Origin of the sequence: Thalassospira marina, assembly GCF_002844375.1 — a bacterium.
In the GTDB taxonomy this organism is placed as follows: Bacteria; Pseudomonadota; Alphaproteobacteria; order Rhodospirillales; family Thalassospiraceae; genus Thalassospira; species Thalassospira marina.
In genome coordinates this window covers 169,437-190,000 of record NZ_CP024199.1, presented here as the reverse complement: position 1 = coordinate 190,000, position 20,564 = coordinate 169,437, and the positions used below count along the sequence as shown (strand labels likewise).

The following is a 20,564-nucleotide window of genomic DNA, read 5'->3' as shown; positions in this document are numbered from 1 at the left end:
AACGTATTCCGACATTATCGGAAACGCTTGATACCCTGGCCGCCCTTGGCATGGGCGTTAATCTGGAGATCAAGCCATCGGGTTGTGATGCCATGAAGCTGGCGCGCGAAGTGGCACGCGAGATTGCGCACCGCAAGGATGTGCCGATCCTGTTATCAAGCTTTGATCAGGATGTTGTGGCGATTATGGACGCGCTTTGCCCCGATCTTGACTGCGGCTGGCTGGTTGAGGATATCCCGGCGGACTGGAAGGCGGAATATGCCCGCCTGAAGGCTAGTGCCCTGCATGTGGATCACAAACAACTTACGGCTGAAAAGTGTGCCGAAATAACAGGCGATAATGTACCTTTGATCTGTTATACGGTAAATGATCCGGACCGGGCACGTGACCTGCTGTCCTGGGGGGTAAGCAGCATTATCACCGATAACCCTGCGCTGATGACCACCGTTATCCCCCCGATAAGATAAGAAGACCTCTATTAACAAGATGTCCCAGCAAAGATTGCCGTGCCACCGCCACCCACGGACACGGCAAACAGGGACACATTTCGGAAATGTCTGAAAATGACGACGCCCCAGAAGGGCATGACGCCCGATTATTCGCCCCAGCCCCTTTACCCCAATAACCGGGTGAAGCGGCATTTAAGTGAACTTTTCCGTTTGGCCGTTCCTGTTGTGATTGCCCGCATCGGCATGCTGATCATGTCGGTGGTCGATACCATCATTGTCGGTAATTACGACAGTTCGGGACTGGCCTATCTGAACGTTGCCCATGCCCCGTTTATTTCCCTGCTGGTGACAGGTGTCGGCCTTTTGACCGGCATCATGATCATGACATCGCACGCGGTTGGCCGTAAAAATTACCTTGCCGCGGGCCATGTATGGCGGGCGTGCCTGCCTTATGCCGTACTATTGGGGTTTGGTTTGGGCGCATTGGCATGGAATACAAACTGGTTATTTGAAGTCAGCGGCCAGCCTGCCGAAATTACCCTGCATGCCACAGATCTGGGCCGTATTCTGGCAATCGGCATGCCCGCTGCCCTGATTTACACGGCCTGTTCGTTTTTCATGGAAGGGTTACAGCGCCCGCTGCCCGGCATGATCATGATGCTGCTGGCCAATGTGGTGAACCTGTTTCTGGATTACGGGCTGGTAAATGGCGCCTTTGGCATGCCCGAACTGGGTGCCAGTGGGGCTGCCTGGACATCAAGCATCATTCGCTGGCTGATGGCCTTTGCGATGCTGGCCTATGTTTTGATGCTGAAAAACCATGCCCTTTATGGATTGCGCGACGGTTTTTCCGGCTGGTGGGGCCATTCGCGCGAGGCACGGTCGCTGGGTTATGCATCAGGTGCCAGCCAGGGCATGGAAACGGCAGCATTTTCGGCGATGCAGCTTTTTGCCGGACGGCTGGGAATTGTTGCCGCCGCAAGTTACGGCATTACCATGACGATCCTGGCGCTGATGTTTATGTTTGCAATGGGCCTGGCATCGGCAACGTCGGTGCGGGTGGGCATTGCCTATGGCCGCCGCGACCGGGCCGACATGGCGCTGGCGGGCTGGATTGGCCTGGTCACAACCATGGTGGTAATGTTCTGCCTGAGCCTGCCGGTTTATTTCTTTCCCGGCTGGGTTGCCAACCTGTTTAGCGAAGATGCGCTGGTCATTGCCGGAACGTCAGGCCTGCTGATTTTGATGCCGATCATTTTCCCCACCGATGGCGGGCAGAATGCGGCGATCAATGCGCTGCGTGGCACCGGGGAGAAATGGGCACCCACCATGCTGCACATGTTTTCCTATATCTTTGTCATGATACCGGCCGGGTATTACCTGGCTTTTGTGCAGGGATTGGGGGTCAGCGGCCTGTTCTGGGGCATTGCCATTGCCAGCCTGGTGGCGGTAAGCGGCCTTGCCATTCGCTTCAAGATCGTCTCGGGCCGGGAATTGCCATCCTACTCGTAAGTCTTTCGACAGGATAAATTGAACCCCTACAAAATGGTCCGCCCGATATTTTCGGAGCGGACCTTTTTTATGGTGTGAAAAGCTAGGAATATTTCACCAGTGCCACCGCAACGACCCAATCCAATCCCCGCCCGATCAAGGAACGCCCCATGACACCGTCCCGCAGCACGCCCACCACGCCCGCCACGCCGGAAACCCCGAATATGCCAAGCCCCGATAAATGGCAGGCCAGCCTGTCTGAGGCCATGGCGGTTTTGCGCAACCAGACAAGCCCAAGATTTGATGTGCTGTTAAAGCGTGGCACCATGTCGGTGGAGGTTTATGCCCCGCAAAAGCAGGACCATCAGACACCGCACCGCCAGGATGAACTTTACATCATTCAATCGGGTGCAGGCATTTTCAGCCGGGATGGGCAACGCAGCCCGTGCCGTGCCGGGGATGTCCTGTTTGTACCTGCCGGAATGGATCACCGGTTTGAAGATTTCACCGATGATTTTGTGACCTGGGTGATTTTTTGGGGACCGGATGGCGGCGAAGCCCCCTGAGGCATGAAGCCCCTGATACATTTTTGCATCAGGGGCAACGGCAACACCCTTAACTGCGGGTGGCGGCCAGCGTCAAACGCGGCATCAGCAGATCGCAAAACGGAATGACAAGCGCATCAAAGGCCGCAGCTGCGCGCGGGGCATCAATGCGGATGATATGCTGTTCGATATCGCGCCGGGTGGAAAGATCATTAAGGGCGGCAAGTTCGGGCAGGCTTAAAATCAGCAATTCGTAAAACCCGGCCTGATCGGCACTAACGCGGCCTTCGCCCATATTGGAAAGATGGTTATAAAGCGCCATCGCCAAGAACCAGCGACAATAGGGCACCAACCCCTGAATGATTTCGTCACGTTGCGCTGGCTGGACATATTGCTGCAAATCCGGGTCGAGCCAGACGGCATTTTGCACCCCGGCAACAAAGGCATTGCGCAATGCTGGGCGGTCTTCGGTAAAGAAGACCCCGGTGAGCCAGCCCGAAAGCCCGTCCAGGGCGGCCTTGCGACTGGCCGGTGTGGCGGTAACACCATAATCAAGGGCGGGTAAAGGTGGCTGTCCCGACATGGCAAGGGCAGAAACCGCGAGATCCATTACCGCATGGGTCAACCAGGCCTGGTGCCAGATTTGCATAGGGCGAAAGAACGGTTCCTTTTCGGCACCGCCCGCTTCGATCCAGCTTTCAATCAAATGGCTGCGGCCCAGCGCGATACCGATTTGCAAAGCAGCCTCGAAGCCAATACCACCATCCTGCACCAGTTGGCGGGACCCCAGCATATCTTCGAGCAAAGGCAGGGTTGCAAGCGGATGATCACTGCGCAGGCCCGAGCCCAGCGGCAGATAAAATGCCGAAGCATCGCCATGCCCCAAAACCGCACGCACATGACGGCCAAAACTGCCCCAAAAAACAAGACGTACCGGTTCGGCCCGCTTGCGCCAAAGCGGGCGGGTTTCATCCCAGTTTGCAGTTTCAAAGTCAGCCAGCGTCAGGGATTTCGCCAGTCGCGCCAGCGGTTTTTCAAGTGCGGCGTCGAGTTCCGCCAGCGAACCGACATGGGCGACCGACAGGCGCCAGCCCGGCTGTTCATGGGGATGATGATCCAGCCACAAATGGGCAAAGCCGTTGGAACCGGCCCGTTCCATGGCAGGTGCTACCAGATCGAAAAACATTTGCAGGGCGGGCGGAATATCGGCCACGTCATGATCGGGCAGGGCATCGCCAACGATAAAGGTGCGAAGGGTGACATCTTCGCCATCGGGCCGGTTGGCAAAAACGGGCGGTAAAAAACCGGCATAATTATCGACGGACATCAGAATTCCCTAACTTTCCACAAACCCGGATGATTGCCGCACATGCCCGGTTAACAGGCGAATGCTAGCGTGTAACAAGACGGTCCAGCCGCAAACGGTGGCGGGCATCGCTTAGCCGCCAAACACCGGACTGCACCGCCAACCACACACCAAGCCCGGTGGCACCGGCAATCAGAAACATCAAAAGTAGCTGATAAAGAACCGCCTGCAAGGGGTCAATCCCGGCCAGGATCTGCCCGGTCATCATGCCGGGAATAAAAACAATGCCGCATGCCGACATGGAATTGAGAACCGGGGTTAAACCATTTTGCATGGCAACACGCACTGCCGGGGCAAAGGCCTGTTTGCGCGTACCCCCCAGGGCAAGCCGCGCCTCGATCGCGGGGCGCATATCATGCACGGCTTCGCCAAGGCGCATCAGCCCCAGCGACACACCATTAAGGCTGTTGCCTAACACCATGCCGAGCAGCGGCACAACAAAACGCGGATCATACCAGGGGTCGGGCCGGAACTGGGTGGCAAGGGCAAAACCCGTTACCAGTGTGGAGGCTGCCGCCATCGCCCCGGTGCCAAAGGCAAAACCCCACAGGCCGGTAAAACGATATTTCTGGCGGGCCGTGGCTTCGCGCCCGGCGAACAGCACCATCACCAGCACCAGCAGCACCGTCCAAATTGGCGCATTCAGCGCAAACAAATATTGCAGCACCAGCCCCAGCAGCAAAAGCTGCACCACCATGCGCAAGCCCGCCACCAGAATGCGCCGCCCCAGGCCCAGCCGGTAAAACACCGATACCAGCCCATGTGCCAGCAACAGGGCAGCCGCCAGCCCGACATCAAAAATATCCAGCCGGATGAAGGAATTGATCATGATGGCAAATCCTTCATCCCATCCATACCGGGCTGATGCGATGCCTGAGGTCGCGGCAGCAGATCAGCACTGCCAACCGCGCGACAGCCTTCATGGTCAAGGTGATAATGCCGGTCTCCCATCATGCCGGCCTGGGCCGTGTTATGCGTTACCAGCAAAATGGTACCTCCGCGCGCAGTATATTGGCGCAGCATTTCCTGCACGGCGAGTGTGCTTTCGGGGTCAAGCGCGGATGTTGGTTCATCAAGCAGCAAAACAGCCGGTGCGCCCTCCATGCCGCGCAAAAGCGCAAGGCGCTGGCGTTCGCCGGTGGAAAGTTCGGCAATCTTGCGGTCCATAACCGCATCATCCAGCAGCAAAGAAGAAAGGCGGGTTTGCACCGCACTGCTTTCGCGAAAATGCGCCCGCGGTGTTTCGGCCCACCAGCCCGGTTCAGCCGCCAGATAGCGCACACGATCACGCCATTTGGGCGCGGGCATCGCCGACATATCGCTACCGCGCAGCAAAACTGTGCCGGATTGGGCTGGTTCAAGGTCGGCAATGGCACGCAAAAGGCGGCTTTTGCCAATGCCCGATGGCCCGCGCAAGGTTATGGTTTCGCCCACATTCAATGTCAGCGAAACCGGCGGCAAAGCCCCCGCCACCAGGGATGAAATTTCAAGAACGCAATCTGCCATTCAACTGCCTTTTGCCTCTCATCCCCGTCAATCTGAAAGGGATCAGGCGCGGGTCAGCCCCGCATGCCCCAGCGATGCCTCACGATAAACAGAAGGCGGCATTCCGACAAGACGGCGAAAATCGCGGGAGAAATGGGCATTATCGGTAAAGCCGCACCAATAGCCGATTTCACCAATCGACATTTGTGTTCCGCTGATCAAACGGCAGGCTTCGCGCACGCGCGTCAGGCGCAGCAAATCGGAAAAACGGGTATTGGCGGTTTGCAACCGGCGCTGCAATGTCCGGGCGGAAGTTTCAAGCTGGTGGGCAACTTCATCAATCGTCCAGCCACGGCCCACGTCATTTTCCAGAATGGCCGCCAGTTTGCGAATAACCGGCCGCCCGGTAAGGGCCGCCGGGGCGGTGCCGGGCATATTGGCCATAAAGGGATACCCCTGGGACACCGGCACAAAGCTTTGCCAGCTGATGCGCCAGCGCAAGCCGCGCCCGGCAAAATCGCGCACCTTTACCAGCTTGCCATTGCGCACCATCGTAACCGCCGAACCATGAGATGGCAGGATGACACTGGTAATCCCCTCCACCCCGATGGCTTCAAGAAGACCAACAATAAAACCATGCAAAAGCAGGTTTTCCACCCGTGAGGGGGCCTGCCCGCGCACCGAACCACGATGCAGCGTAATTGACCGGCTGGTGGTGGAATGTTCCGTGCGCCCGCGGGCATGAGAATAACTTTCAAGCCGGCGCCAGCGTTCAACGATCAGATCGGGTGAGCCACCATAACGCAGCATGGTCAGGACCGGTGCCTGTTCCTTAAGAGCAAGATGCCGGCCAAGCTTGACCAGCACATAGGAACCTGCTGCCTCTTCAAGCTGCAGCATGACCGAACGCAAACGCCCCGCCGTCATGACTGTGGCGTCAGGGACAAGATCATATCCCTGCGGCAGCCATGCAAGCTGACGAATAAGCGCACCCTGAAGACCGAACGAAACAAATTCCTGCATTAATGCAAAGCACCCCAATATTGATGGCGCAATCTTACAAGCATTCTGCGTCCGGGTCACCTTGCCAGAAAAAATATCACGAAGCTGTTACAAAAGGCATTTTAACCAGAATGCACCGGCATCCCAGACCGACGGGGGCTTTCTTCCCATCGCCCGGCCATGTAATGCTGCAATATGGTTTGCACAAAAGGATATGCGCATCGTGATCAGGGTTCTGTTTGTTTGCACCGGGAATATCTGCCGTTCCCCCACCGCTGATGGCGTTTTTGCCAAGATGGTCGAGGATGCCGGACTTGGCCGCCATATCGCCGTCGATAGCTGTGGCACGACCGGATATCATGTGGGCGAACCGGCAGACCGGCGCGCAACAGAAGAAGCACGCAAACGCGGCTATGACCTGTCGCCCTTGCGGGCCCGCAAACTCACGCAAACGGATTTTGATGATTTCGATTATCTGATCGCCATGGATGACGGGCACCTTGAAACGCTGGAACGTGCCAGCCCCAAAGATCGCCGCGATCGCGTGAAACTGTTTCTGGATTTTCACCCCACCCGGCAAGGGCAAAGCGTCCCCGATCCCTATTATGGTGGCACACAGGGCTTTACCCATGTCCTCGACCTGATCGAGGAAACATCGCAAAACCTGCTGGCGGAAATTCGCGAGACACACGGGTTTTAATCCCCTCTGTCCGACAGACACCGTCGCAATGAGCCGATAAGCGCCCCTGTTACGATCACGACCGGCCATAAAAAAGGACCGCATCACGGGGATGCGGCCCTGATATCGTCATCCATGACAATGAAGGCGGGTTATTTGCCAATCATGGAGAAGAACTCGCGGCGGGTGACGGGGTCATCGCGGAACGCGCCCAGCATGCGGCTGGTGACCATGGAAACGCCGGTTTTGTGAACGCCACGCGTGCTCATGCATTGATGGTTGGCATCAATGACAACGGCAACACCAAGGGGATCAAGCTCTTCCTGGATGGTGTTGGCGATTTGCGATGTCATTTTTTCCTGGATCTGCAGGCGCTTGGCATAGACCTCGACCACGCGGGCGAGTTTGGAAATGCCAACAACGCGGGTGCGCGGCAGATAGGCAACATGGGCGACACCAATGATGGGCACCATGTGATGTTCGCAATAGGATTCTACCCGGATATCGCGCAACAGGACAATTTCATCATAGCCGTCGGTTTCTTCAAAGGTGCGGCGCAAAATTTCCGCCGGGTCCTGCTGATAGCCCGCAAAAAATTCGCCATAAGACCGCACGACACGGTCAGGGGTACCCCGCAGGCCTTCACGGTCGGGATCATCGCCCGCCCAGCGCAGCAATGTCCGTACCGCGTCTTCAGCCTCTTCGCGGCTGGGACGGTTGGCTGCCGTTTCCTCGTTGCACATATTTGTTCCTCTTTATCTGTCCTGTTCGGTTCTTTGCACCTGACCCCGGCAAAGTATCCCTGTCATTTTTAAAATTAGTTCAACGTGACAACACTGTGCGGACTATCGAGCGAGAAGGCAGGAATATCAATGTTAAACTCGTTCCCATCGAGGTCTTCCATAACGTAATGACCAACCATAAACCCGCCCGGCGTCGACAGGGGTGCACCACTGGTATATTTGAAGCTGGCGCCCGCCGCGATTACGGGTTGTTCACCTACGACACCATCGCCATCCACGGTCTGGGTTGCCCCGCGTGAATCGGTAATTTTCCAGTGTCGGCGCAGCAATTTGACCGCATCGGCACCCTGATTTTCAATCAACACACGATAAGCCCAGACATAGCGATGCCGATCCGGGTCTGACTGTTCATCAAGAAAAGTCGGCTTTACCGACACCCTGATGTTATGTGTTACAGCCTTATACATTCAGAACTCCAGACCAGATCATTCCGCGATATGCGGACAACCTGTTTCTCATTTGTGAAACATTTAGACAGTCACGGCACTAACCGCTACCCGTATCAACGCCGGAAGTCTAATATTTGTGCCAAAAATCTGCAAAAAAGAAACGGCCCGCACAAGGCAGGCCGTTCGACTAGCATGTTATATTGTGCTGTTTTTTATACGTTCAATGCCGCAAACAGATCTTCTTTCAGGTCATCAATATCTTCGAGCCCGACAGACAAACGCAGCATGCCTTCGGTGATCCCCATCGTGATTTTGTCTTCGGCCGGAACGCGCTGATGCGTCGTCGTCCAGGGATGGGTCGCAAGGCTTTTGGCATCGCCAAGATTGTTTGAAATATCAATCAGCTGAAGGTTATCAAGCAGCGAGAACGCCGCCTGCTTGCCACCGGCCAGTTCCAGCGCAATCAGCCCGCCACCGCGACCCGACATCTGCTTCATCGCCAGTTCATGCTGCGGATGGCTGGCAAGGCCCGGATAGATCACCTTGGAAATCTGCGGCTGTTCGGACAGGAAATTTGCCAGTTCGGTCGCGTTGCGGATATGGGCATCAACACGCAAATTCAGGGTTTCAAGCCCCTTAAGCAGCGTCCAGGCGTTAAACGGGCTCATGCTTGGCCCGGTGTGACGCAGGAACTGGGTCAGATGGTTATCATGCCATTCCTTGTCGTTAAACAGGATCGCGCCACCCAGACACCGGCCCTGACCATCAATATGCTTGGTCGCCGAATAGACAACCACATCGGCACCCAGTTCAAACGGATGCTGCAAAACCGGCGTGGCAAACACGTTATCGACAACCACCTTGGCACCGGCCTTGTGGGCCAGTTCGGAAACAAAGGCAATGTCGATCACTTCCAGAGTCGGGTTGGACGGAGTTTCAAGGAAAACCGCATCGGCAGGCTTGGACAGCGCCTTTTCCCAGGCGTCATGGTCCGTACCATCAACCAGTTCGGTTTCAACGCCAAAACGCGGCAACAGGGTGGTCAGAATAAATTCGCACGAGCCAAACAGCGCGCGTGACCCCACAACACGCCCGCCCGCCTTGGTGCAGGCCGCCAGCGCATTCCAAACCGCCGACATGCCCGATGCCGTTGCACGGCAATATTGCGCACCTTCAAGAAGGGCCAGGCGTTCCTCGAACATGGCAACGGTGGGGTTGGCAAAACGTGAATAGACGAATCGTTCCGGCCCGCTGCCGTCAAACGAGGCTTCTGCTTCGGCGGCACTGTCATAGACATAGCCGGAATTCATGAAAATGGCTTCGGAAGTTTCGCTAAAACCGCTGCGTTTGGTGCCACCACGTACGGAACGGGTTGCGGCGCGCCATTTGTCGGAAGCCTTTTTTTCGGTCGTCATCGTCTTGCTCCTGTGCCCGGTATTTTCACAAACCGGGCATAAAAAACCCCGACCGGCAAATGATCAGGTCAGGGGGGCGATGCCATCCTGTCCTCTTTAGCGGTTTTTAACGTGGCCGCAAGCCGGTCAACAAATCCCACGAGCGCGCAGACTACGCCCGCCTTTTCCCAACGTCAAGACATCGGCACGCGCAAAACCGCACAAAAACGCCAGTTTCGCGCTAAATACACTTTTTTACAGGACATTTTTGTTCCCGCCACAATCGGTAAATATCCCCCATCAGGGAAAACACCGACCCGCCCTGATCGACCTTTTGCCCCCTTGCAAAACCGCAGATTGCCATCACGCAATGGTGAAAGCAGTTCATGTGTCAAACTGCAATTAAGGCTCTATTCTCAGGATGATACATGCCATGCTGTTACTGGAACGTTTTCGGATTACCGCAAAGTAACCGGACAGCAGGCAAGGAAATTTCCAAGGAAACCACTGCCCGTGCCAAGCGTTTCATAGCCGGGAATACCAACGAGCGATTTAATGACAGTCAATAACCGGCACATATCTGGCGAAAGCCCCAAGCGCGATTGCAGTGCATCTGCAAACTGTCGCCCGGGTCAAAGCCGCTTTACCCTGCGCCGGCTGGTTCCTGTCGGTATTTTGCTGGCCGGGCTGGTGATTGCCTATTGCGTTGGGGCGACCGAATTTCTGTCATTTGAAACGCTGCGTATTCATCGCGGCGAATTGCAAAATCTGGTGGCACAAAACCCGGTTCTCAGCGTCCTTGGGTTTATCCTGGTTTACATTGTTGTGGTGGCCCTGTCGCTTCCGGCCGGGTCAATCCTGACGATCGTGGGTGGTTTCCTGTTTGGCGTCAGCGCAGGCACCATTTATGTGGTGCTGGCCGCAACCATTGGCGCGCTGATCGTTTATCTGGCCGCGCGATATGCCTTTTATGACTATATGCACGCCAAGGCTGGCAATGCCATTCGCCGCATGCAGGAAGGCTTTGCCGAGGATGCCCTGTGTTACCTGATGGTGTTGCGTCTGGTTCCGCTGTTTCCCTTCTGGCTGGTCAATCTGGTGCCAGCCCTGCTGGGCGTTAAAATTCGCGCCTTTTTGCTGGGCACGCTGATTGGCATTATCCCTGGCACATTTGTTTATGTTTCCATCGGCGATGGCTTGGGCGCGCTGTTTGACCAGGGCAAAACACCCGACTTTGGCGTGATCTTTGAACCACGCATTTTAACGCCGATCATTGGGCTGGCTGTTTTGGCCCTGATCCCGGTTGCCTATAAAAAATACCGCAAACACAAGGCCGGAACCCCCGCATCATGACCAGCGAAATCAGCACCGACATTTGCATTATTGGCGGCGGGTCGGCCGGTTTGTCGGTTGCGGCGGGTGCCGTACAAATGGGCGCGCGCGTGGTTTTAATTGAAAAGGGCCGCATGGGGGGCGATTGCCTGAATACCGGCTGTGTGCCTTCCAAGGCATTGCTGGCTGCGGCCCACCATGCCCATGCCATAACCCGCAGCCACGAATTTGGCCTTCACACCAGCGCCCCGCAAATCGACTTTGCCGGGGTGATGGCCCATGTGCGCGATGTCATTGCCGGTATTGCCCCCCATGATTCGGTTGAGCGATTTGAACGGCTGGGCTGCACCGTGATTACCGATACCGCCCGCTTTACCAGCCACAATACCCTGATTGCTGGCGGAACCACCGTGCGGGCAAAGCGGTTTGTGATTGCCACCGGGTCACGCGCGGCCATCCCGCCCATTCCCGGCCTGGAAGATGTGCCGTTTCTGACCAATGAAACCGTTTTTGAAAACAATAGCTGCCCGCAACATCTGATCATTGTTGGTGGCGGGCCGATTGGCATTGAAATGGCCCAGGCCCATAAACGCCTGGGCGCACGGGTCACCGTCATCGAACAGGGCCATATCCTGCCCAAAGACGACCCTGACCTTGTGGCCGTTGCCCGCCAGTCATTGGAAAATGATGGTGTCAGCCTGTATGAAAACGCCATGGCAAAACAGGTTTGCCGCCATGGTGCCGGTTATCGCCTGACGATGACGCATAAGGGGGCGGAGCTGACACTGGAAGGCAGCCATTTGCTGATCGCAACGGGGCGGCGCGCCAATATTGATGATCTGGGCCTGGAACAGGCCGGGGTGGAATGTGCCAATGGGGCCATTCGTGTTGATGCCCGGCTGCGCACCAGCAACCGGCGCATTTTTGCCATTGGCGATGTCACCGGCGGGCTGCAATTTACCCATATGGCGTCCTATGATGCAGGCATTGTTATTCGCAATGCCCTGTTTCGCCTGCCTGCCAAGGTCAATTACAGTGCTGTGCCCTGGGTAACCTATATGGACCCGGAAATTGCCCAGGTCGGCCTGAATGAAGAAGCCGCCCGCGCCACACACGGCAATGACATTCGTGTTGCCACCTGGCATTACGCCGAAAATGACCGCGCCCGGGCCGAACGCCGCACCGATGGTTTGATCAAGGTGGTCACCACCGCATCGGGCCGCATTTTGGGCGCTGGCATTGCCGGGCACCAGGCGGGCGAGCTGATTGGCCTTTGGTCGCTTGCGATCAGCCGTAAAATGAAGATGGGCGCCGTGGCGGGCCATATTGCGCCTTACCCGACACTGGGTGAAATTTCCAAACGGGCCGCAGGTGCCTGGTACACACCCAGCCTTTTTAGCAAAAAAACCCGTAAAATCGTGCGGTTGCTGCTAGGTTTGGGATAGAATACCCAAACAGGCCCCGCATCATTGCCCGCTTTCCCGCGGCAGGATGCCCCAACTGTGCCCAACCGTGCCCCACACGCCAACAAGCTGAACCAGGCCCCATGGATCGACCACATCTTCGCCTGCCACCCTGGACCAAATCGCTTTCTGCCCGGCTGCTGTTTTTGACAGTCGGGTTTGTCATGCTGGCCGAAGTTTTTGTCTTTGCCCCGTCCGTTGCGCGGTTTCGCATTGACTGGCTGCGTGCACATCTGGATTCGGCCTATCTGGCGGCATTGGCCCTTGAAGCCACCCCCGATCAAATGGTGTCCGAGGATCTGGCCCGCGAACTCCTTTCCAATGCCGGGGTGGAAGCGGTTGTTTTACGCCGCGAAGACCGTAAATTACTGCTGCAACGCGATGATATGCCCGCCAGGGTCGACCATAATGTGGATCTGGGGGAATTTTCCATTGCATCGGCACTGGCCGAAGCCTTTGAAACCCTGATCCAGCCCAAGGACCGCATGTTGCGCGTGATGGGCATGCCATCGATGGCGCCGACCTTCAAAATTGAAATTCTGGTGCATGAACACCGGCTGGCGCACGAAATGTATGAATTTGGCTGGCGGGTGCTGGGGCTGTCACTGGTGATTTCGTTCTGCACCGCCGCCCTCGTTTATTTTGCGCTTAACCTGTTGCTGGTGCGCCCGATGCGGCGCTTTACCCGCGAAATGATCCGTTTTCGCCGTAACCCGCAGGACAGCGCCAATATCATTGTGCCTGATCACCGCGAGGATGAAATCGGCATTGCCCAGCAGGAACTGGCCAATATGCAACATGACCTGCAGGCGATGCTGAACCAGCGCCGCCGCCTCGCAGCCCTGGGTACGGCGGCCACCAAAATCAGCCATGATTTGCGCAACGCCCTTGCCACTTCGATGCTGATGACCGAACGCCTTGCCAGCAGCGAGGACAAGGAAGTACGCGCCGTGGTGCCACGTCTTCTCGCGTCAATGGAACGGGCTGTTTATATCAGCGAACAAACCCTTTCCTATGCCCGCGAAGCCCCGCCGATGCTTGATATTTCGCGCTTCACCCTGCACGAACTGTTCGAGGAATGCTGTGATGCGATTCTTGAACAGATCGCAAGCGAAGGCGCACATTTGGATGATGAAACCGACCTTGCCAGCAGCCCGATTGCAATAGAAGGCCAACCGACCCAGCCACGCGATGTGACCCTTGATATCGCCGATGAGCTGGTGGTCGAGGCCGATTACGACCAGCTTTTGCGCATTTTTGGCAACCTGATTCGCAATGCATTTGAAGCCGGGGCCAACCACATCACCATCAGCGCCACGCCATGCGACAGTACCCAGCTTTCCCACAGCACCGATCTGGCCGGGCCGCTTGAACTGGCAAATCCCTTTACCGCGTCGGACGATATCGACGAGGCGCCAGCCCTTCCCGCTACCGATCAAAAAACCATCCAGATTCTGATTACCGATAACGGGCCGGGCCTGCCGGAAAAAACCATCAAAAACCTGTTTGTGCCCTTTGCTGGCACTGCGCGCAAAGGCGGCACCGGCCTTGGCCTTGCCATTGCGCGCGAATTGATGATGGCCCATGGCGGCACCCTGCGCCTGCGCGCATCCGGCCCCGATGGCACCACCTTTGCCGCCATCCTGCCTGTAAACGCTGCTGTCGCCCACCCTGCCTGATTACCTGGCCTGATTACCGGGTCCGGAACCAAACCGGGCTAATGATCAGGCCAATCGGGGCAAATTGGCCAACCAAGTGATAATCACGTGATCCTTTACAAAGACATTCCAGCCCGATGCGAACACACCGGGGGGAATACGCAGCATTTGCAAACCCATTACGATTTCCAGTTTCTGATCCGTAAAAGCATTTGCTGAACTGCGTCACCAGCACCGCAAAGCCGCAAACCTCAACACCTGTTTGCGCAATGCTGGCTCTGGCTGCTTCTGCATTGGTACAAAATGGCCGGTTTAATGCGCTTTTTACACCAGTGATCCGGGGAAAACGGCGCGCTACTTTCGAAAACGCAACTTATAGACTTAATCTATCAAAAATAACATTTTATTCGATTTAACGAACGGAAAGTGATTTGGCATAGTCATCTCAAGGCGATACCGGACCTTTTATCCCGATCCCCGATCCGCTCCTGACCCTGGGTCCGGTGTCGCCTTTTTAAAAATTCGGCGGACTTGCGAAACGCAATTTCGACGCTAAGTGTAGAGAGATTGGCCTTCGGCACAACGGGCATCCCCAGCCCGACCAAAGGCACCCACGACAGAAATACCAGCCCCCAACTGGTAATACGGGTATCTGTTCGCTCCCTGGCAGATACCCCACGTAAAGCCCCGCCCTCCCCCGGCGGGGTTTTCTTTTTCTATTATTGCAATGAAATTTCTATATTTGAAATCAGTCGCGCCAGAAATCTGGTGACAACAGGATCAGCACGGTAAAGACCTCCAACCGGCCAATCAGCATCCCGATCGACATCATCCATTTTGCACCATCGGGCAGGGTGGCAAAATTGCCTGACGGACCCACAATGGGGCCAAGCCCCGGCCCGACATTGGCAATGGCCGTCCCGGCACTGGAAATGGCGGTAATGAAATCCAGCCCCATGGCACCAAGGCCCGCGGCCAGCACGACAAAGCAAAACACAAACAGAAAGAAAAAGCTGAGGACCGATTCCGTCACATCTTCGGTCAGCGGTTTGCGATTATAATAGGCAATGAACACACCATGCGGGCGCAGCATGTGGTTAAGCTGGATTTTGGCAATTTCATAAAGCACCTGCAGGCGGAAGATTTTCACCCCGCAGGTGGTCGAGCCAGCACAGCCGCCAATGAACATGACAAAAAAGAATACCGAAACCGCAAATGCCCCCCACAAACCATAGTCGGTGGTGGCATAGCCCGTCCCCGTCATCACCGAAATGATATTGAAGGATGAAAAGCGCAAGGCGGTCAGGAAGCCGACATTGTTGACCTCGCTATGCCACAGTGCCACGCCCAGAATGATGGTGATGGCAATGGTGGCAAACCAGCGCACCTGGGAATCGCGAAACAGGGCAAAGGGCTGCCCGCGCAGGCTTTGCAAATAAAGCAAAAACGGCAGGGCGCCGGTGGTCATACCAAGGGTGATGATCACATCGATCAGGGGATTATCGTAATAACCGATCGAGGCATCCTTGGTCGAAAACCCGCCCGTGGCAATGGTTGTCATGGCATGGGCAATCGCATCAAAAACCGACATGCCCGCCCACCATAACAGGAACGACCAGATAATGGTGAAGACCACATAAAGGGTAAAAATACCCATCGCGATCTGGGTGGCACGGGGAAAGGCCTTGTCGGATTTATCGGAATTTTCCATACGGAAAAGCTGCATCCCGCCCACACGCAGCATCGGCATGACGGCAATCGCCATCACGATAATCCCGATCCCGCCAAGCCACTGCAACAATGCCCGCCACAGCAAAATGCCCGGTGGTGCTGTATCAAGCCCCACCATCACGGTTGAACCGGTCGTCGATATCCCCGACATCGCCTCGAAAAAGGCGTCGGTATAGCTCATATTCATGTCGGAAAAGGCGAATGGCAGGGCGGAAACAGCAGTTAGAACCAGCCAGCTTGCCGTGGTCAGGATAAAGGCCTGACGCGATGTCATGCGGAGCTTTTCGGTGCGGTTCATCATCACCAGCGCACCGCCAATAAACAGCGAAACCGCCGATGCCGCCGAAAAGACCAACCAGTCTGGATGACCATAATAAAGGTCCACCAGGGCCGGAACGGTCATGCCAATGGCAAGGGTCGCCAGCAAAATGCCGATGATGAAAAGGATTGGTCGAAAATCGATCAATGAATAGCCCCGTCTTCCCCTGTCGGCATTTGGCCGTCTTTCATATGGCAACCGCCTTAACACGGGTGGCTGCCAATTGCATCCTGCTTTGCCCCTGTTTCCCGCCAGAAACAGAAATGGCCCTGCCCACAAAACCGGGCAGGCCATACTGGCGGCGGATTCTTGGGCAAAGTCCCCTCAATGTCCAGTTCTTTCCCCAACGCGGCCTTGACGATACCCGTGCGCATAGCACCCCCAGCACAAACCGCGATCGCAGCCCGCACCCGTAATATTACGTAATTGGCATGCAAAAGCGGGCATGTCGGCGCGGTGAATACACTTTCACACGGATAGCGGGTTGGCAGCGGCACGGCCAGCCGCTATATCGCAAGGTCAAACAGCGTTACCAACTGAAAGCCGCAACGGAAATGTCCGAACTTTCCAAGACCTTTATCCTTACCATCGCCTGCCCGGATACCTTTGGCATTGTCGCAAATGTGACCAGTTTTCTGGCTGATGAAGGGGCCTTTGTGACCAAGCTGGAACAGTTTGGCGACCCCGAAAGCAAACGGTTTTTCATGCGCGTCAAATTTGAAGCCGGCCGCGCCCTGCGGACCGAAGCCGAATTTGCCGAAAAGTTCGGCCCGATTGGCGAACGTTTTTCGATGGAATGGAAACTGCACGACTATTTCCGTAAACCACGCGTCATTCTGATGGTGTCGAAATTCGGCCATTGCCTGAATGACATTTTGCACCGCGTGGCATCGAACAATTTGCGCATCGATATCCCGGCCGTGGTTTCCAACCATGAAGACATGCGCGGCATCGTTGAATGGAACGGCATTCCCTATTACCACCTGCCCGTAAATAACGAGAACAAGCAGGCCCAGGAAGCCAAGCTTCTGGAACTGGTAAGCGAACATAAGGCCGATCTGGTGGGGCTTGCGCGCTATATGCAGGTTCTTTCAACCGATTTGTGCCGCGCGCTTGAGGGTCGCTGCATCAATATCCACCATTCCTTCCTGCCCAGCTTCAAGGGCGCAAAGCCCTATCACCAGGCACATAAACGCGGCGTGAAGCTGATTGGTGGCACCGCCCATTATGTTACCGCCGATCTGGATGAAGGCCCGATCATTCACCAGGCTGTGGAACGTGTGGACCACACCATGACAGCCGAAGACATGGTTGAAATTGGCCGCGATATTGAATCCGTTGTGTTTTCACGCGCCATCCAGATGCATTGTGAACACCGCGTATTTCGCAATGGCAGCAAAACCGTCATCTTCCGCCGGTAGTAAAATCCGGCCCGCCTACATCTTATAGATAAAATTCCCGGTCAGCTTTCCGTCTGGCCGGGAATTTTATATTCGGCCCGCAGAAAACCTATCATTACAGATAGCAAATGGGGCATGGTGTTAAGAGCCAATTTCACATAGATTGCATATTCACAATTTCCGATACCGTGCCTGCTATTTTGCGCGAACGACTGTAATCAACTGGAATCCGACGTGCCGGGAAAGAAGCTACATTTCGCCCTGATCCTTTGTGTTTTGCTGGGAATAGGGTTTCTCACAACCAGCTTTGTCAGCTTTTATGTCGCGCGGGATTCCCTTCAGGAACAGATCGCCGAAAGCACGCTGCCGCTTACCAGCGACAATATCTATTCGGAAATCCAGCGCGACCTGCTGCAGCCGATTTTCATTTCATCGCTGATGGCCCATGACACGTTTTTCCGTGACTGGACCCTGAATGGCGAAGAAAACCCCGCACAGGTCACCCGCTATCTTAGCGAAATCCAGAAACGTTACGGCACGGTGACGGCGTTTTTCGTCTCGAACAAAACCAAAAACTACTATCACACCAGCGGTATCCTAAAGCAGGTATCGCCCGATGACCCCGATGATTCCTGGTACTTTCATGCCCTGAACCTGAAAGAACCCTATGAAATCAATGTCGATCACGACACGGCAGACCGGTCGCGCCTGACGATTTTCGTGAATTACCAGGTGCGCGATTATGAAGGCCGCGTCATTGGTGTAACGGGTGTCGGGCTTGCGGTAAATTCGGTTACCGACCTGATCGAAACCTATCAGCAGCGCTATGGCCGCACGATCTATTTTTCAGATCGCAAAGGCAACATCACCCTGCATGGCAGCGACTTTGGCGATGACAAAACCCTGCAGGCACATAAAAGCATTCGCCCCCTGGCAACCCAGATTCTGACCTCGCCGGGGACGTCGCTTAGCTATAATGACGGCGCTGAAACCATTTTCGTCAATAGCCGTCTGGTCCCTGAATTTGACTGGCTGCTGTTAGTGGAACAGCACGAAAAGATTGGCGATCAGCGCATTGAAAATACCCTGCTGGTCAATATCGCGATTTCGCTGTTCATTACCATTCTGGTTGGTTTTACCGCCTATTTCACCATTCGCAGCTATCAACGACGACTGGAAGAACTGGCATCGTTTGACAAACTGACATCGGCCTGCAACCGGCAGGTTTTTGACCTGGTGTTTGAAAAGGTCACAAAGGTTTGCCGCCGCCGTAAAGAACCCCTGTCCATGATTTGCATGGATCTGGACCAGTTCAAGGAAATCAACGATACCTTCGGCCATCCCGGTGGGGATGCTGCGCTGCGCGATGTGGCAGCCATGATTCGCAGCCAGATTCGCGAAGAAGACACCCTGTGCCGTTGGGGCGGGGATGAATTCGTGATCCTGCTGCCGGGCAGCGACCGTGGCAACGCCATGCAGATCGCACGCAGCATTGCCGATATGATCCGTGAAAACGGTGTGCGCTTTGGCCGCGAAAATATCGCGCTGACCATCAGTGCCGGTGTGACCGAATATCGCGATAGCGAATCGCTGTCATCGATCATCAACCGCGTTGACCAAGCGCTTTACAGTTCCAAAAACGCCGGCCGCGACCAGATTTCGCAGGCGTAATAACAAAAACGACCCACGCCACGGCAAAGGGCGACTTGCGGCACAACGCAACAACACCCACCCGGTCATCAGATACAAAAATGGCCCCGCCTTTATGGTCGGGGCCATTTTCGTTTCAGTACCTGTTCGCCAGCATGGCCGCGAACAGGTAAATCTTTTTAGGCAATCGATGCTTCAGCAATCTGGACGGCATTGAGCGCAGCGCCCTTCAGCAACTGGTCACCGGCAACAAACAGTTCCAGGCCATGATCACCGAAAATCAGGTTGGTGCGGATGCGGCCAACTTCGACATCGTACTGGCGGGTCGCGTTGATCGGCATCGGATATTCCAGCTTCTCGGGGTTATCGACCAGCTTGACACCCTTGGCAGTTGCCAGCACGTCACGGGCAGCCTGCGGGGTAACGGCCTTTTCGGTTTCAACGACGATGGATTCCGAATGGGTCCGTTCCGTCGGGATACGCACAGCCGTACAGGAAACCGCCAGATCCGGTTCACCAAAGATTTTGCGGGTTTCCCAGGTGACCTTCATTTCTTCACGGGTGTAACCGTTTTCCTGGAAGGTATCGATATGCGGAATAACGTTGAAAGCCAGCGGATGTGCAAAGACTTCCGCCTTGATTTCTTCACCCTTCAGGCCCGAAGCCAGGCCTTCGCGCAGTTCGTTCATGCCCGGCTGGCCTGCACCCGATGCCGCCTGATAGGTCGAAACAAAGACCTTTTTCAGGCCAAATGCCTTGTGCAGCGGCCACAGGGCCACAGCAGCAATGGCCGTGGTGCAGTTCGGGTTGGCGATCAGCTTTGCCTTTTTGGCAAGGTCGCCATTGATTTCAGGAACGATCAGCGGCACATCATCGCGCAGACGGAAAGCCGACGAATTGTCGATCACAAGGGCGCCCTCGGCGATATGCGGGGCGTATTCCTTGGCGAAATCGCCAGATACGGCCAGAAATACGATGTCGCATTTCTTGGCATCTTCAACCGAGAACAAAGCCACGGTTTTAGTGCCGTATTTAGTCTCCACGGTTTTTCCTGCCGAACGTTCGGACGCGAAAAGGGTAAGCTCACCCACAGGAAAATTGCGATCAAACATAACATTGATCAGCTCGACGCCAACCGCACCGGTTGCGCCGATCACACCGACATGGAGATTTTCGGCACTCATAATATCTGACTATCCTCGTAATTTGTTTTGTCGAATTCGACCCCCGCGATCCGTCGCGGGTCGTGCATTATATGGATTTCCAAATATAACGCAAATCAGGGATCGTGCGGGTTATCCCGCAGTATGACCGTCCCTGTAACGCGCAAAGACCCTTTTTGTTCCCCCGCCCCGGTCAGGCAGGCAACAAATTTGGGCAAAACAGGCCATGTAACGCGGTTTCAAAT

Annotated in this window: 18 protein-coding genes and 1 riboswitch (1 of these 19 only partly in view); of the genes, 9 read left to right on the top strand and 9 right to left on the bottom strand. The window is 55.6% G+C overall.

Annotated elements, in window-relative coordinates:
- The 3 genes from CSC3H3_RS00850 to CSC3H3_RS00840 form a co-directional block, all read left to right on the top strand.
- Positions 1-467: the 3' portion of a glycerophosphodiester phosphodiesterase family protein gene (locus CSC3H3_RS00850; RefSeq protein WP_245881220.1), read on the top strand. 307 nt of this gene lie to the left of the window's left edge; the window shows 467 of its 774 coding nt (coding positions 308-774); its start codon lies beyond the left edge, outside the window; it ends in the stop codon at positions 465-467.
- 96 nt (positions 468-563) lie between these two features.
- The gene (locus tag CSC3H3_RS00845) at positions 564-1,961 is read left to right on the top strand and encodes an MATE family efflux transporter (RefSeq protein WP_101267236.1); all 1,398 of its coding nucleotides are present in this window, start codon (positions 564-566) and stop codon (positions 1,959-1,961) included.
- Positions 1,962-2,110: 149 nt separating this feature from the next.
- Positions 2,111-2,506 carry a cupin domain-containing protein gene (locus tag CSC3H3_RS00840; RefSeq protein WP_215907540.1) on the top strand — a complete coding sequence of 132 codons (396 nt, stop codon included), beginning with the start codon at positions 2,111-2,113 and terminating at the stop codon, positions 2,504-2,506.
- A gap of 49 nt (positions 2,507-2,555) precedes the next feature.
- Here the strand turns inward: CSC3H3_RS00840 and CSC3H3_RS00835 are convergent, their stop codons facing one another.
- The 4 genes from CSC3H3_RS00835 to CSC3H3_RS00820 all read right to left on the bottom strand — a co-directional run bounded on the left by CSC3H3_RS00835 (position 2,556) and on the right by CSC3H3_RS00820 (position 6,359).
- Positions 2,556-3,812: a hypothetical protein gene (locus tag CSC3H3_RS00835; RefSeq protein WP_101283088.1), complete on the bottom strand. Its 1,257-nt coding sequence runs from the start codon at positions 3,810-3,812 to the stop codon at positions 2,556-2,558.
- A gap of 64 nt (positions 3,813-3,876) precedes the next feature.
- A complete protein-coding gene (locus tag CSC3H3_RS00830; RefSeq protein ID WP_101283086.1) occupies positions 3,877-4,680 on the bottom strand; it encodes an ABC transporter permease in 804 nt (267 codons plus the stop codon).
- A complete protein-coding gene (locus CSC3H3_RS00825; protein ID WP_101283084.1) occupies positions 4,677-5,357 on the bottom strand; it encodes an ABC transporter ATP-binding protein in 681 nt (226 codons plus the stop codon). The genes CSC3H3_RS00830 and CSC3H3_RS00825 overlap by 4 nt, the downstream gene beginning before the upstream one ends.
- Positions 5,358-5,399: 42 nt before the next feature.
- Positions 5,400-6,359, bottom strand: a complete 960-nt coding sequence (locus CSC3H3_RS00820; RefSeq protein WP_101267243.1) for a helix-turn-helix transcriptional regulator — start codon at positions 6,357-6,359, stop codon at positions 5,400-5,402.
- 193 nt (positions 6,360-6,552) lie between these two features.
- On the opposite strand from CSC3H3_RS00820, the gene CSC3H3_RS00815 reads away from it, so the two are divergent.
- Positions 6,553-7,038 carry a low molecular weight protein-tyrosine-phosphatase gene (locus tag CSC3H3_RS00815; RefSeq protein WP_101283082.1) on the top strand — a complete coding sequence of 162 codons (486 nt, stop codon included), beginning with the start codon at positions 6,553-6,555 and terminating at the stop codon, positions 7,036-7,038.
- A gap of 131 nt (positions 7,039-7,169) precedes the next feature.
- Here the strand turns inward: CSC3H3_RS00815 and folE are convergent, their stop codons facing one another.
- The 3 genes from folE to metZ form a co-directional block, all read right to left on the bottom strand.
- Positions 7,170-7,760 carry a GTP cyclohydrolase I FolE gene (folE, locus tag CSC3H3_RS00810; RefSeq protein WP_101267246.1) on the bottom strand — a complete coding sequence of 197 codons (591 nt, stop codon included), beginning with the start codon at positions 7,758-7,760 and terminating at the stop codon, positions 7,170-7,172.
- A gap of 74 nt (positions 7,761-7,834) precedes the next feature.
- Positions 7,835-8,227: a Co2+/Mg2+ efflux protein ApaG gene (gene apaG / locus CSC3H3_RS00805; protein ID WP_101267248.1), complete on the bottom strand. Its 393-nt coding sequence runs from the start codon at positions 8,225-8,227 to the stop codon at positions 7,835-7,837.
- A gap of 194 nt (positions 8,228-8,421) precedes the next feature.
- A complete protein-coding gene (gene metZ, locus CSC3H3_RS00800; RefSeq protein WP_101283080.1) occupies positions 8,422-9,624 on the bottom strand; it encodes an O-succinylhomoserine sulfhydrylase in 1,203 nt (400 codons plus the stop codon).
- Positions 9,625-9,699: 75 nt separating this feature from the next.
- Positions 9,700-9,774, bottom strand: a riboswitch (SAM riboswitch).
- A gap of 384 nt (positions 9,775-10,158) precedes the next feature.
- Here metZ and CSC3H3_RS00795 point away from each other — a divergent pair.
- The 3 genes from CSC3H3_RS00795 (at position 10,159) to CSC3H3_RS00785 (ending at position 14,077) form a co-directional block, all read left to right on the top strand.
- Complete coding sequence (locus tag CSC3H3_RS00795) at positions 10,159-10,956, top strand: TVP38/TMEM64 family protein (protein ID WP_101283078.1); 798 nt, start codon at positions 10,159-10,161, stop codon at positions 10,954-10,956.
- A complete protein-coding gene (locus CSC3H3_RS00790) occupies positions 10,953-12,380 on the top strand; it encodes a dihydrolipoyl dehydrogenase family protein (RefSeq protein WP_101283076.1) in 1,428 nt (475 codons plus the stop codon). The genes CSC3H3_RS00795 and CSC3H3_RS00790 overlap by 4 nt, the downstream gene beginning before the upstream one ends.
- Before the next feature lie 101 nt (positions 12,381-12,481).
- On the top strand, positions 12,482-14,077 hold the full coding sequence (locus CSC3H3_RS00785; RefSeq protein ID WP_101283074.1) for a sensor histidine kinase: 1,596 nt from the start codon (positions 12,482-12,484) through the stop codon (positions 14,075-14,077).
- A gap of 727 nt (positions 14,078-14,804) precedes the next feature.
- On the opposite strand, the gene CSC3H3_RS00780 is transcribed toward CSC3H3_RS00785, so the two are convergent.
- Positions 14,805-16,253 (bottom strand): TrkH family potassium uptake protein, encoded by a 1,449-nt coding sequence (locus CSC3H3_RS00780; protein ID WP_101267258.1) that lies wholly within the window; start codon positions 16,251-16,253, stop codon positions 14,805-14,807.
- Positions 16,254-16,660: 407 nt separating this feature from the next.
- Here CSC3H3_RS00780 and purU point away from each other — a divergent pair, with 407 nt between their 5' ends.
- The gene (gene purU / locus CSC3H3_RS00770) at positions 16,661-17,527 is read left to right on the top strand and encodes a formyltetrahydrofolate deformylase (protein ID WP_101267259.1); all 867 of its coding nucleotides are present in this window, start codon (positions 16,661-16,663) and stop codon (positions 17,525-17,527) included.
- Between the two features lie 213 nt (positions 17,528-17,740).
- Positions 17,741-19,177 carry a sensor domain-containing diguanylate cyclase gene (locus tag CSC3H3_RS00765; protein WP_101267261.1) on the top strand — a complete coding sequence of 479 codons (1,437 nt, stop codon included), beginning with the start codon at positions 17,741-17,743 and terminating at the stop codon, positions 19,175-19,177.
- Positions 19,178-19,335: 158 nt separating this feature from the next.
- Here CSC3H3_RS00765 and CSC3H3_RS00760 read toward each other — a convergent pair whose 3' ends face one another.
- Entirely contained in the window at positions 19,336-20,340 is a 1,005-nt protein-coding gene (locus tag CSC3H3_RS00760; RefSeq protein ID WP_101283070.1) for an aspartate-semialdehyde dehydrogenase, read from the bottom strand.
- Positions 20,341-20,564 lie beyond the last annotated feature (224 nt).